Source organism: Candidatus Bathyarchaeota archaeon, assembly GCA_023131225.1.
GTDB lineage: Archaea > Thermoproteota > Bathyarchaeia > Bathyarchaeales > SOJC01 > JAGLZW01.
In genome coordinates this window covers 1-12,267 of record JAGLZW010000049.1, presented here as the reverse complement: position 1 = coordinate 12,267, position 12,267 = coordinate 1, and the positions used below count along the sequence as shown (strand labels likewise).

Sequence of the window (12,267 nt, the reverse complement as noted above, 5' to 3'; positions counted from 1 at the left end):
TAATCACTCCAGTAGTTGCCGAGATAGTTCGTATATGTGCTACCATTATAAGTGTAGATTATTGGTGATGGCGAGTTCCATTTACCAATTGAAGCATAGGTACTGTAACCTACATTGTTGGTATTATTGAAGTTGTTGAGGTAAATGGTGTTATTTAAAGGACCATATGAGTAGAAGGCAATTCCGTACATATTGTTCAAGACGTTATTGTTTATTACAGCGTTGTTGCTGGAAGAATATTCGAGGTAGATTCCTGTGCCATTGTTTGAGTTTACAATGTTAGTGGTTATGGTGTTGTTAGAAGAACTGGAGAGCAAGATCCCACGGCGGTTGTTTAATATATGGTTGTTAGAAATCGTGTTGTTGTTGCTGCCATAGAGTCGAATTCCATCTTGATTATTTGAGATGATGTTGTTGATTACGGAATTGTTGTTAGAAGAGGAAAGTCCGATTCCAGAAAGGCGACTACTCGAATTAATGCTATTATTGGCTACGATGTTGTTAGACGAAGATTTAAGGTATATCCCAAACTCTTTCATCGACCTTACATTTACATTCTTTATTTTTGAATTATTTACATTAACAAATAACACTCCCTGCTCATTATTACTTAAGACTAAATCCATTATGGTTATGTTTATGCAGTTTACAATCCCTACATATCTGGCATCACTTGGGACTTCTTTATTTTGCTTATTTACCCAATAGTATATGGGCTTCCCATTCACAGTGTTACTTGTATCTATATCGTGAATATAATCTCCCCCTCCAATTCCAAAGTTGAAGGCATTATTGGACATTGTATTGTCTCTCAGTTTGTTGGAAGAACCATAAAGAAAAATTCCATTTCTACTGTTCAAGTTTGCTTTGTTTTCTGTTAAGATATTGTCAGAAGAATACCAAGAGACGAAGATCCCATCCTGATTGTCTGAAGCGACATTGTTAGAAATATTGCAGTGATTTGCATAAAAGAGACATATTCCCGCTCCAGATGGTCGTACACCCGGGCTACCTTTCGACCCCCTCACCGTAAACCCGTTTATATTCACGTAATCCACGGTATCAACCTGAAAGACATGCTTTGCTGGGTTTGCTGCCTGAACAATGGTTACATCAGCCCCGCTTTCCGATGTGATGGTTAAACGCTTGTTCACTACTACATTTTCGCTGTATGTTCCTGCCTTCACCAGTATCGTATCTCCAGAACTCGCCGCGTGAATAGCCTCTTGTATCGTGGAATAATGGTCTGGGACAATAATTGTTGTTGCTCTAACTGGCTGAATGTTAAACGCCAATGTTAAAATGCTTATTAGAAGCAACGTTAGCATCATTCCAGAAAAAAATCTTCTAAACAATTTGTTCTTCTCCCAACATAAGATAGCGCGATCTCAAATTAAAGCTTATGAAATAAAGTTCTATTTTAAGTTAAAAAAACGGGGAGTATGCGGGAATTCGGGAGACATCTCCACTTAGTGGTGGGTTCGAATCCCACCACCGCTCACTTTTTGACGAACGCAACGAGTAAGTGTACCCGCACCTAAGAAGCATGCGAAATGCCCTTAGGAAGATCGAGAAAGAAGCAGGGTCCGCGCATCAGTATCGGGTTATTCCGGTGAAGCGGAGTTTCTGCAGTTTCATTGCAGGTGCCGTGACCTCTTCCACTATTTCACGATGTTTGCCAATCATCGGGATTCCCTTCAGAGCCGATAGCATGCTATCTGTGTAACGTAGGTTCATTACTGGTTTGGTGATTTCACCTTTCTTGATGAGAAACGTGCCGTCTCTTGTTAGCCCAGTGAGAATTGCTTTGGTTGGCTCAATCGGATTGGTGTAGTGAAATCTTGTCACAAATATACCATGTTTTGTTTCCTGTACCATTTCTTCCATAGACGAGTCACCAAAAGCTACTAAGACGTTGAAAGGCATAGGTCTATTTACATAAAACCCGAATATCGGAGGCAATGCGTGTCCAGTGCTCTTCTTACCCTCTTCTTTTCCAGCAGTAAAGGAGTCATAACAAATGCTCTCTGCCGAGACTTTGCCGTTCTCAATAAGCTGCATCTTCTTTTTTGGAACACCTTCGCCATCTACTGGAAAGGAATACAGCGTCTTTGCGTCTCTTGGATCGTCTTTTACGTTCAGTTTTTTGTCAAACACCTGTTTGTTCAAGTTATATTTAACGAAGGATTGTCCGTCTTGATAGGTTGTTGCTGAAAAACCAATGTATGCAAGATACATGAGAAGTCCTGCCACAGCTCGGGGCGAAAGAACTACCTCGTATTCTCCAGTGGGAATTTTCTTTGGATTCACGCTTTTTACTGATTTTTCTGCTGCTTGACTACTAATTTTCACGGGATCGATGTCTTTTATCCGCCTAGAATGCTGCTCTGCTGATCCAAACCCCTGCGAATCCTTTGTCTTTGAGATAACGGTTGTCTGCAGGGAGGCTGATGAGATTTTTGCATAAGCCGAAATTCCAAGTGAATTGGCAACAGCGAAAGCGAAAGATCCTGTGAAAAAGGATCCGGCAACTGCGTTGACCAATTGGGATTTTGAGTGTGCTGTTTCGATGGCTTCTTTTACTTTTTCAGCTCTAAAGTCTGGTGTACATTCTGCCGTTTTCTTATCGAATGTTCCTTTTATCAGTGTCCACTTCATTGGCTTGGGGAGGCTTCTAAAGTCTTTATTTGGGGGTGTTACTTGGGCGAATTTGATGGCTTTTTTCATCGCTTCTTCGATTTGTTTTTTCTCAAAGGAATTAACACGTAATGTCCCAACTTTCTTGCCAACAACTACTTTTATCGCCACTCCACCTTTTTTTGAGGCAACGTTCTGATGGATTTGCGAGTTAGCATATCGTGTTAACGCAGAGTCTACGAAAAATGCAGCAGCTTGTGCTTGGTCTACCTTATGCTCTAATGCAAGTTCAACGGTTTTTTCAGCGATTTCTAACAGTCTTTTTGCGGCCATACCCGTTTTCACTCCTTTTTTACTTGATTAGCCCCACTCTGACTTTTCTAAAACGAGCCGTGCCGCAACCATGTCCAACATACATAACTTGTGCAGGCACTCCTTTGCCACAATTAGGTGTTCCCCACATCAACCAATCATCTTTACTTACAGCGTCGCATGAACCCCAAAATTGCGGTGTGATGCCAGTGTATGTTGGATTTCTAATCATTTTTTCCTTGCTCCCTTTTTTGATTACCCAGCCGATTTCGGTGCCAAATTGAAAGTTCAGTCGTTTGTCATCTATGCTCCATGACCTGTTTGTCTGCATCAAAATTCCTTTCTGCGTGTCTTCAATAAGTTCTTCTGCTTTCCAGTCGCCTGGCAGCAAGTTGATATTTGTCATTCGAATCAGGGGTATGGCCAAAGGTGAGTCTGCTCGCATGCCACCGCTGCTTTCTTTCAGCTTAAGTAACGCTGCGGTTTCCCGCGAAGACTGATAGCCGACGAATATGCCTTCTTTCACAAGATAGACTTTCTTAGCGGCTGTCCCTTCGTCATCATATCCGAATGTACCCAACCCACCTGGAACCGTTGCGTCAGCAACAATATTGACGTGCTTTGAACCGTATCTTAGTTCGTCCAGTTTGTCAGGTGTGAGGAAGCTTGTGCCTGCGTAGTCGGCTTCCATGCCTAGGGCTCTGTCAAGCTCGGTGGGGTGTCCGCAGCTTTCGTGAATTTGAAGTGCCAGCTGGTCGCTTGGTATGATTAAATCTGTAGTTGTGGAGGGGCATTTTTCTGCTTTAAGTAACTGGACGGCTTCTTTTGCAACTTGTTTTGCGTATTTAGTTAGGTTCAAAGATTTGAAGAATTCGTATCCACTTGTTGCGAAGTTGCCACGGAACGAACTCGGATAAGAACGACGTTGTACATCGCCATTTTTGATTGCTACACTCATAATGCCTCCGCCGCACCAGTTTATCTGTTGACGAATTTCGGCACCTTCTGTGCTCATGAACATTTTTTTCTCTTGTTTCGACCTGAAGAAGGCGTATGACACTTTGATCAAAGGTGACTGTTTTGCAGCTGTACGTTCTGCGTCCGTCAAAATTTCCATTTTTTCTTCTAAAGGAATATTGAACGGGTTTTTCTTCATTGGTGTTGAATACTTGCCTTTTTTGCCTGCGGCTCTATTCAATGATATAGCTTTCTTCTTAACTTTCGCACTGGCTTTTGCAATTGCAACAGCTTTACGAGCCACTTCTGCAACTTCTTTCTTTGTCAAATCTATTGATGCTGCGAATCCCCAAGCACCTTTTATAACAACACGTATTCCGAAGCCTCTCGTCTGTGACAAATTAGTATCTTCTGGAACACCGTTTTTCACAGTTAAAGTCTCGTCCAAAATCTCTCCGATCCTGACGTCGGCGTATGATGCCCCTGCTTTAACCGCTTCCTCTAAAGCTTTCACTGCAAGGTCGAGTGACATCCTGTTTTCTCCTTATGAATACCGTCTGGTCCATATTCCCTCAAAATATGCATATCTGTGTTGTGGTTAGAGTCTTTGTGGCGTAGTTTCACCTAGCTCTCTGGCTTTTAAGCCAACGCTTGGATGCGTGCTACAGTGAAGAGAGAAAAATGGGGAGTTTGCAGGAGACATCTCCATAGCAGGCGAAAACCGCAAAAAATGAAATAGGGTTACCTTTGCGGGGTTGCCCTAGCCTGGTAGGAGTTCTACAGTCACAAAAACTCTGGAGCTGGTTTAGAACTAAGGAAACCAGCCTCTTGAGGTTGGGAACGACCAGCACACCAGCCCGCTAATCCATAAACTGTTTCTGCAGCTCAACAACCTCGCCACTATCACGAGCCTGCACATAAACCTCTAACAACTCCTCATTAAGACTGAGAAACGTGTGCCCCCACTTGAAAACCGAAAGCATCTTCTCCCCCTCCCTATTAAAGCCTGCAATAATAAGTGCCGCAGCCAACGCCTCAACAGTACTAAGCTTAGTCGGTTTCCCATAATTAATTGGATTTGCGGCGATTAAATATGGCAGACAACGTGACACCCCTCGCAAATTAAGAAGCCGTTTCACGTCATCAGCATGTTTCCAGCTCAAATCCAAAGCCACAAGACCCCTCTTCTCAATTCGTTCACGATCACTGGGCGAAAACGCCCTCTCGGCAAACGGGTTCAGAATCACCACGCCTCTGGGCAACTCTCGTGTCTGATGGACAACCCAAACAAGATTATGACGTTTCAGCTTGAGCGCTGAACATTTTCGCGGATCACACTGCCTAGCGTGGTAGACAACGATTTGGACGTTTTTAGGGTGCACTCTTTCGCACCTTCAAATGCGACATTGGGTCATCTATAACCTTTGGAATCCAATCCAGCAAGTCCGTAGCCACCATATGACAGCCCTTTTCGCTTTTTACAAAGTCGCCGGCAGCACCATTAATGAAAGCACCAGCCACCGCAGCCTCAAACGGGTCAGCCTGCTGGGCCAGAAACGCGCCAACAACTCCAGAAAGCACGTCACCCGTCCCGCCTACAGTCATACCTGGATTGCCTGAAAAGTTCAACTTCACCTTTCTGCCATCAGAAATTACGTCAGTGTGCCCCTTCAACAAAATCACAGCGTTAAGTTTCGCAGCTGTTTTCCTCACCTTTTCAGCTTTTTCTTCAAGGCTGGATGGCAATCCTTTGCCAGTTAAGATGGAGTATTCTTCAGCGTGAGGCGTCAAAACCAGCGGAACCTGCAGTGGGCGCTTGAATTCTGCAAAAGCTTTCAGTCCATCAGCGTCTAGCAGCAATGGTGTTTTTGTCTCTTCTGCAGCGGTCACAATCTCTTTAACAGCCCTCTTAGTTTCTGTATGAAGCTCAAGACCCGGACCTATAACCACTGCCGTTACCCTTCCCAGATACTGCTTGATTTGCGAAACATTATCTGAGCCAAGGTGGACGCCTTCAAGTTTGATTGTTATTAAATTTGGCGTCATTGAGGAAATTGCGTAAGCTGTCTTTTCAGGAGCAGCAACATAAGCCAAATCCACACCGGTGCGGAGAGCCGCGAGAGCAACAAGAGCAGGGGCACCCGAATAAGCTTCGCTTCCGCCTACAACTAGTAGCTTGCCAAAATCTCCTTTGTGCGATTCAGCAGGGCGCTGTTTGACAGTTAGGGCGACGTCGCCCGGTCCTGCGAAGGTTTCAAAAATTTCGGGCAGCCCAATATTTTGTACCAGCAGTTCACCTACATACTCCTTTGCTTTTAGCAAACCTGGCTTTGCTTTATGAAATGTGACTGTCAAATCGGCTTCAGCAACCTCACCTAACACTTCGCCAGAATCTGAATCCAGACCAGTTGGAGTATCAACAGCCAAGCAAAAAGCTTGCATTCCATTTATCGCCCTAATCAGCTGCAAAACTGGTTGTCGCGGGGCTCCTTTTAATCCGATGCCTAATAACGCGTCAACAACAACATCCGCCTTGATGTCAGGAACTTGAGATGAATCGGTGACTTCATGCACTCTTACAGAGTTCTTCAAAGATTGTAGAGCCGACCAGTTCTTCACCGCCGCTTCATGCCTAATATCGACGGTCTTACCTGCAACTATGACTTCCACCTGATACGCTAGAGAAAGGAGGTGGCGGGCTGCTACAAATCCGTCACCGCCATTTCCACCTAAGCCGCAGAAGATTGCGACACGTGTCTTTTTAGGCTGGAATCGAGTGGAGACTTCAGAGGCAACGCTGCGACCAGCGTTTTCCATGAGTTGTAAACGGGAGACGCCGTAATATTCAGCGTTCATTTCGAGAGCACGCATTTCTCGGCTAGTTATGACGTTAGCTTGCATGGTTCCCACAGCGAATTAATATGAAAACGTCTCCTTAAATAAGTGGTTAATGAGGACATGCTTGTTCGTTTGTGTTTGTTGAATAGCGTCCTAAGCTAAGCAGTATTGCCCCTAAGGATATGAACGCTGCAATGTAGACAAGCTTGTGCGACATGGCTAAGATAGTGCTGGAGATGGAGTCACCTAACCAAAAAGTGACAAATGCGAGAAGAAAACATGCTGCTGAAGCCCCGTAAAGAAAGTTCATTCTTCCTTTGCTCTCACGTTGGCAAACTTGATTTACGTCGTTTGTTTCTTGGGTTATTGCAGTGTCGCTTACTTCTTGTTCTGCTGGAATAACCTCTTCATATATAATAGCCTCCGTCTCCTCAGGTTCTTCTTCTTTCGCACTCTTCCTTCTTGAATGTATGTCAAGGTAAAGCATAGAAAGATAAGGTGCAGATAAGTAAGTCCCAGCTATCAGAGGGTTTTGGAACCATACGGACATAATTTGTATTTTAGCTATTGGCGCTGTCCCAATCATAAGTGCTAAAATGTCTTCAACCGATACAGCTACAAACGTTATAGTTAAGCATAGAAAGAACTGAAGCAAAACGCTTCTCGCCTTTCCAAGAATCATTGAAGGTATTACTGACGACAGGACGAAAATCCACGCGAAAGTATGTATAAAAACAACCATGTCGATGCGGAGAATTAGAAACTCAGCTGTTGAAGGCAACAAGTTGTTTAGAAAGTAAATGATGGAATAGACTGCGGTTTGAGTAAATAGCTGGTAGCTGATAATCAAGCTCCACGCAACGGAAATATACATTGGAGCCGTCAACGCTGCCTTTCCCAGTTTGTATACCCCACAGCATTATTGGATGCGCGGATGCAACAAAAATCTTATGAAATGTGAATCAATAGCTGAAATAGGCGAAGTTCTGCATCAGAATATGAATGTGCTTAGTTTAACTTGTGGACCGGGCGGGATTTGAACCCGGTTGGACACCTGCGGTTTCCAAACCTTCCCTCTGAAGATCAATATTGCTTTTTACCACAAACTTCAACCTCAACTATTATTGAATAATGGAAATATAATGAATATTTCCATTTGGAATCACTGATCGTTTTCCACCTCTCTAAATACGTCTGATAGTATTCTTGGGTTCAGTGAGACATGAAGGCCATCCTGCTTTTTTCGTGAAATAAAATATCCGTCTTTCCTCATGGTCTCTGCAACGTCCAGCACATTATGATGCTCGCTTTTTGGGAAGCCTTTTGGTAGGTTGGTAAACAATGTGTGTTTGGCTCCTATGAACCCGTGTCTGAGCATCTTTCTTAGTAGAGTCACTCTTATCTGCTTCTCACTGACCAAAACTTTTCAACTTCAGTGTTTCCACATAGTATAGTAGTGTATACTATACTTCATATAAGTGTTTTCTAAAGAAACATTTATATTGATTTGCTACCTATTAGAACAAAGGAGGTAACAAAATGGCCCAATTGGAGGATCTGTTTCGATCTCATGCTGTAGTTAAGATTCTTGACTTCTTCACGATGTACCCTGAATTTGAGTATACTAAAACCGATGTGATTAAAGAAACGGGAATTAGTCGAAGGACTCTTTATCAAGTTTGGCCAACACTTGAAAGGTTTAACTTAATTACGATGACAAAAAGTGCTGGACTGATTAAGTTCTATAAAATGAATCGAAAAAGTACGATATCCAAGCGATTAATCGAACTTGCTGATCAGATTTCATTCTTTGAAGCAAGAAAGACGGAAGGTTTCGTGCCTACTTCAATCCTCCAAACAGAGTTACAATCGTCTGCAAGTTCAGATGTGGTAGAGAAACTAAATGATGAAACTACAGCAAAAGTTTCTGTGATAACGATGATAAAAGCAGAAGTGCCTTCTTCCGAAGTAGCAGAAATTATACAGAGAGTTTCTGAAATAAAAGATAGGGAGATTAAAGTTAAAATCCAAGCTTCTACTGCAAATGAGAATACTACAACAACATCAAAAAAGCGAATTATAACACCCTTGTCCTCACAAATAAATGAAACTTAATGGATGTTTAAGACTTTGACACCCAGTTACAAGCCTTCTGAATTTGAAGTTAAACGGATACCAGACAAGACTACACTTTTCATGAAATTTGACGTAGAACGTGAGGATTGGAATCTCTACGAATTAGAAGATAGTACTATACTTAGAGCAAAATTCGTTCTAACAAGTGTATGGTTTAATACAAAACTTCAGGAATTAGCAAAAAAGATAAAGAAAGGACAACGACCAGACCCAGGGTTGGGATTCCGAGCAAGAAACTTGTTTGCAGTAGAACCGCTAGCAAGATTCAGAGGGCAACCGGATTCAAAAGCATATTCTCCCAAAGAACTTGAACAATTCGTCGAGAAGAAGGATATGGATTTCGAGACTCTGAAGGAAACCTGGAATGTATATAAAATGGAGAACGGGGTTATAATGAAAGTGAGAATGTCTCCAATTTCTGTAAACAGAACCGCTAAATTTGACAACGGAGGACTGAGAATATATTCAGTCCATGCTGATGCAGACGTAAAAGTCGAGTTTCCCAAATTCATAGAAAAACTATTGGCTAGGAAGAATAAAGCTTAAAAGCTGATGTTCTAATCAGCTTTTTGGCACCCACCAATAGCTAGTCTTTCCCTGACTAACCCATTCTCCATGCAAGTTCTTAACAACCTGCATTACCTTCCAGTAGTTCTCTTTTCCAAGGAACTTCTTTGGCACTATATTGTATGTTGACTCTTTCTCTACGATTGTCAAATCTGGAATAACATCTGATGGCAAGGCTTTTCTAACTGCTTCTGCGGTTCTTGGAATTTCAGCAGTTGACTTCTCTTTATAGGCTTCTCTGCTAATTAATACGTTTAAAGATACTCCGCAACTAGGACAGCTGAAATCTTTAGTTTTTTTCTCATTCATGTTTTCTCACCTCTTTCTTGTTTTGTGCGTCACGTGGCTTTGACAACTTCAACTCCATAAGACGATTCAACAACCCAACAAGCCTCTTAGCCAGCTTCTCACGATACTTCACAATATCCGAAACCGTGACCAACTCTTCAGGCTTAACAGAAGGAGGAGGCCTAGGAAGATAGAAAGGCTTACGATCTCTAACTAATCCACCTTTCAATTCCTCCAAATAAGCCTCGGCATAACTACCATGCTTCAAAAGCAGCTTCTGCCAACGGTGAACCTTCTCCAACTCCTCAGTTAAACGAGTAACCTCAACTTCCAGCTTAACCTCTTCAAACTCTAGATAAACTGGCAACTCCTCTAATGAGGAGTAAACGACACTACGTAAAAAACCACTAACATTAAGAACATTCTCTTTTAACAAGACATGAACCCAAAAAGGCAACCTAAAACTAACAGTAGTTAAGGCTCTGCTTCTTCTGCTACTGTGTGTATTACGTAATACGCTTTTAGAAGAGGGAGAAGGAGATGTCTTATCTACTGTTGTCATTGTTGGGTTGCTCGAATTGCTTTTTGTAGAGTTCTGGGCATTCTCGTTGAATTTTCTCTCTGAGGGCATCTCTGACAAATTCTGATTCATTGATGTGTGTGTCGAGTTCAACGTGTTGTTTTATTAGGTCCTTTAGAGCTTTGGGGACTCTGACAGTCATGTGAACAAGTTTCTCTTCCATTGTGATTCCCCTGTGTTATTGTGGGAACACTAAAAGCGAACGATGTAGATAAAGAATCGTGGGCATAAAACTATGGCTTTAGGTGGAAGACCGAAAGAAGAAGGTGGACATTTTCCAGTTAAGCACAGCTTAAATGTTGAGGTTTTAAAGAAACTTAAGATGTTATCTGGTGAACAGCATAAATATAGAAGCAAAGTTGTTGAAGAAGCGATTGAACGAGAGTATGATGAAATGCAGCATAAGAAAATGACGGGAATGGATAGAAGAGAAGCAACAAAACGAGTTGGTCAAAATATCCTCCAAGGAATCCACAACATAAACGTTGGAGATATCCTAGTAAACCTTGAACATCTTACTTCAAAAGAGGACTTGTCAAGTTTGACTACTCAAGAAATCATTGACAAAGTAAAGGCCTTTACAGAATCACATCATAGAGATGAATTTTACGACATTTTCTTACATTTTCTAGCAAATTATCCAGCTTCAATGTGTAAACGCAAGGTTTCTCCCACACTGAAATATCTAATCGGATTTTACTATCGCTTAAGCCGAATGTTAAAGAAAGAATATGGCGATGTCAGTCCGATAAGCATGGAAGAATTGTCAGAGATTTTTGGAAGATCAAAAGCAACTATCCATGAATGCACTAGGGCAACTGAAGGTGCTTGGAATGATTTCCTTGAACTTAAGAAGAGGGAAGAGGAGATAGAGGCAGAAGCTAAGAGGGAGCTGATAGAAGAGACTAAAGAGCGTCTACGCAAGGAAAAAGCAGGTTTAAGAGAAAAAATACATACAGAATGAAGGAACGAACGCATTAGTAAGCGCTCACTCTCTATATAGTCTAGATTTTCTAGTATCTCTTGTTCGCTTTATTCATTAGAACAACATTTATTCTACAATAGAGGAGTAATGTAAAATAGCAAGTTTTTTAACACCCTGATTATCTTACAAACAACAGATGATGAATTCTAGTCTTGGAGAGATATCATCATGTTCCAAGTTGTTGAAGACACAATCACTTCATATTTTGTAGAATTTCTCAGAGCTGAAGGATTTAATGTCGATTTGAAAAGGAGTATTACTCTTCCAAATGGTAAGAGAGGTGAACCTGATCTTGTAATAGCCAATTATGGGATTTTCTATGGCGAGGCTGAATGGGAAAAGACGGCTCTGCAAGGATTTGCTCAAGCGCACGATTATTCAAACGCTTTGGATGCAAGTGGAAGTTTTGTTATCCTATATCCAAACAAACTTGCCAAGGAAGCAACACAACTTAGATTGAGGAAAGTACCACCTCAAGTAATCCTGGGTAAGTATAAGTATAAAGTAGCTTTTCTAAAAAAAGCTGCACCGACGGACGTGAGACGACTTTCTCTGAAAGAGATACCTCAATGGTTCAAAGAACATATCCATGAGAGGAAAATCAAAGAACCTGACCTAGAAGAAATTCTTCCTTTAATGAAACAGTGTGTTGATCTTTTGACAGCGGAGCTTGGAGCTCCATCTCAGCATCTAAGACTTTTCGCGAACATAATGGGAGGTGATGTCCGAGGCAAAGAAAAGCTTGATGCTGCAAGAAACGCAGCTGCGTATCTTCTTCTTGATCAGATTATCTTCTATAGAGTTCTATCATCATACAAGGATTTTCCAAAAATCAACCCAGACACCCTTAAGGAACCGCAACAACTGAATGAGTATTTTGCGAAAGTTCTGGAAGAAAATTACTCCCCAATATTCTCATATAGTGTCTCTTAGAGAACTCCGAAGAGACACTATATGAGAATATTGG

At 41.9% G+C, this 12,267-nt stretch carries 14 protein-coding genes; 4 read left to right on the top strand and 10 right to left on the bottom strand.

The window, feature by feature from the left end; translation table 11 throughout:
* The 7 genes from KAU88_10185 to KAU88_10155 form a co-directional block, all read right to left on the bottom strand.
* On the bottom strand, positions 1–1,355 hold a 1,355-nt coding region (locus tag KAU88_10185), incomplete at its 3' end, for a right-handed parallel beta-helix repeat-containing protein (protein MCK4478873.1).
* A 238-nt stretch (positions 1,356–1,593) separates the two neighbouring features.
* Complete coding sequence (locus KAU88_10180) at positions 1,594–2,970, bottom strand: TldD/PmbA family protein (protein ID MCK4478872.1); 1,377 nt, start codon at positions 2,968–2,970, stop codon at positions 1,594–1,596.
* A gap of 19 nt (positions 2,971–2,989) precedes the next feature.
* Complete coding sequence (locus KAU88_10175; GenBank protein MCK4478871.1) at positions 2,990–4,438, bottom strand: TldD/PmbA family protein; 1,449 nt, start codon at positions 4,436–4,438, stop codon at positions 2,990–2,992.
* Positions 4,439–4,766: 328 nt separating this feature from the next.
* Positions 4,767–5,267 carry a DUF367 family protein gene (locus tag KAU88_10170; GenBank protein MCK4478870.1) on the bottom strand — a complete coding sequence of 167 codons (501 nt, stop codon included), beginning with the start codon at positions 5,265–5,267 and terminating at the stop codon, positions 4,767–4,769.
* Between the two features lie 10 nt (positions 5,268–5,277).
* Positions 5,278–6,807 (bottom strand): NAD(P)H-hydrate dehydratase, encoded by a 1,530-nt coding sequence (locus KAU88_10165; GenBank protein MCK4478869.1) that lies wholly within the window; start codon positions 6,805–6,807, stop codon positions 5,278–5,280.
* A 46-nt stretch (positions 6,808–6,853) separates the two neighbouring features.
* A complete protein-coding gene (locus KAU88_10160; GenBank protein ID MCK4478868.1) occupies positions 6,854–7,630 on the bottom strand; it encodes a hypothetical protein in 777 nt (258 codons plus the stop codon).
* Between the two features lie 276 nt (positions 7,631–7,906).
* Positions 7,907–8,164 carry a hypothetical protein gene (locus KAU88_10155; GenBank protein MCK4478867.1) on the bottom strand — a complete coding sequence of 86 codons (258 nt, stop codon included), beginning with the start codon at positions 8,162–8,164 and terminating at the stop codon, positions 7,907–7,909.
* Between the two features lie 119 nt (positions 8,165–8,283).
* On the opposite strand from KAU88_10155, the gene KAU88_10150 reads away from it, so the two are divergent.
* Together KAU88_10150 and KAU88_10145 are read left to right on the top strand one after the other, a co-directional pair.
* Positions 8,284–8,859 carry a hypothetical protein gene (locus tag KAU88_10150; protein MCK4478866.1) on the top strand — a complete coding sequence of 192 codons (576 nt, stop codon included), beginning with the start codon at positions 8,284–8,286 and terminating at the stop codon, positions 8,857–8,859.
* A gap of 3 nt (positions 8,860–8,862) precedes the next feature.
* Positions 8,863–9,426, top strand: coding sequence for a hypothetical protein (locus KAU88_10145; GenBank protein ID MCK4478865.1), 564 nt, complete (start codon positions 8,863–8,865; stop codon positions 9,424–9,426).
* Positions 9,427–9,441: 15 nt separating this feature from the next.
* Here the strand turns inward: KAU88_10145 and KAU88_10140 are convergent, their stop codons facing one another.
* From KAU88_10140 to KAU88_10130, 3 genes are read right to left on the bottom strand one after another with little or no spacing between them, the layout of a single operon-like run.
* Positions 9,442–9,756 (bottom strand): hypothetical protein, encoded by a 315-nt coding sequence (locus tag KAU88_10140; protein ID MCK4478864.1) that lies wholly within the window; start codon positions 9,754–9,756, stop codon positions 9,442–9,444.
* Positions 9,749–10,297, bottom strand: a complete 549-nt coding sequence (locus tag KAU88_10135; GenBank protein MCK4478863.1) for a hypothetical protein — start codon at positions 10,295–10,297, stop codon at positions 9,749–9,751. Before KAU88_10135 ends, KAU88_10140 begins: the two co-directional genes overlap by 8 nt.
* Complete coding sequence (locus tag KAU88_10130) at positions 10,281–10,478, bottom strand: hypothetical protein (GenBank protein ID MCK4478862.1); 198 nt, start codon at positions 10,476–10,478, stop codon at positions 10,281–10,283. The genes KAU88_10135 and KAU88_10130 overlap by 17 nt, the downstream gene beginning before the upstream one ends.
* A 72-nt stretch (positions 10,479–10,550) precedes the next feature.
* On the opposite strand from KAU88_10130, the gene KAU88_10125 reads away from it, so the two are divergent.
* Together KAU88_10125 and KAU88_10120 are read left to right on the top strand one after the other, a co-directional pair.
* A complete protein-coding gene (locus KAU88_10125; GenBank protein MCK4478861.1) occupies positions 10,551–11,279 on the top strand; it encodes a hypothetical protein in 729 nt (242 codons plus the stop codon).
* Positions 11,280–11,468: 189 nt separating this feature from the next.
* Positions 11,469–12,233: a hypothetical protein gene (locus KAU88_10120; GenBank protein ID MCK4478860.1), complete on the top strand. Its 765-nt coding sequence runs from the start codon at positions 11,469–11,471 to the stop codon at positions 12,231–12,233.
* Positions 12,234–12,267 lie beyond the last annotated feature (34 nt).

Coding starts and splice junctions, on each gene's coding strand:
- KAU88_10180 (MCK4478872.1), bottom strand. CDS start 2,970: ATGGCCGCAAAAAGACTGTTAGAAATCGCTGAAAAAACCGTTGAACTT.
- KAU88_10175 (MCK4478871.1), bottom strand. CDS start 4,438: ATGTCACTCGACCTTGCAGTGAAAGCTTTAGAGGAAGCGGTTAAAGCA.
- KAU88_10165 (MCK4478869.1), bottom strand. CDS start 6,807: ATGCAAGCTAACGTCATAACTAGCCGAGAAATGCGTGCTCTCGAAATG.
- KAU88_10150 (MCK4478866.1), top strand. CDS start 8,284: ATGGCCCAATTGGAGGATCTGTTTCGATCTCATGCTGTAGTTAAGATT.
- KAU88_10145 (MCK4478865.1), top strand. CDS start 8,863: ATGTTTAAGACTTTGACACCCAGTTACAAGCCTTCTGAATTTGAAGTT.
- KAU88_10140 (MCK4478864.1), bottom strand. CDS start 9,756: ATGAATGAGAAAAAAACTAAAGATTTCAGCTGTCCTAGTTGCGGAGTA.
- KAU88_10135 (MCK4478863.1), bottom strand. CDS start 10,297: ATGACAACAGTAGATAAGACATCTCCTTCTCCCTCTTCTAAAAGCGTA.
- KAU88_10130 (MCK4478862.1), bottom strand. CDS start 10,478: ATGGAAGAGAAACTTGTTCACATGACTGTCAGAGTCCCCAAAGCTCTA.
- KAU88_10125 (MCK4478861.1), top strand. CDS start 10,551: ATGGCTTTAGGTGGAAGACCGAAAGAAGAAGGTGGACATTTTCCAGTT.
- KAU88_10120 (MCK4478860.1), top strand. CDS start 11,469: ATGTTCCAAGTTGTTGAAGACACAATCACTTCATATTTTGTAGAATTT.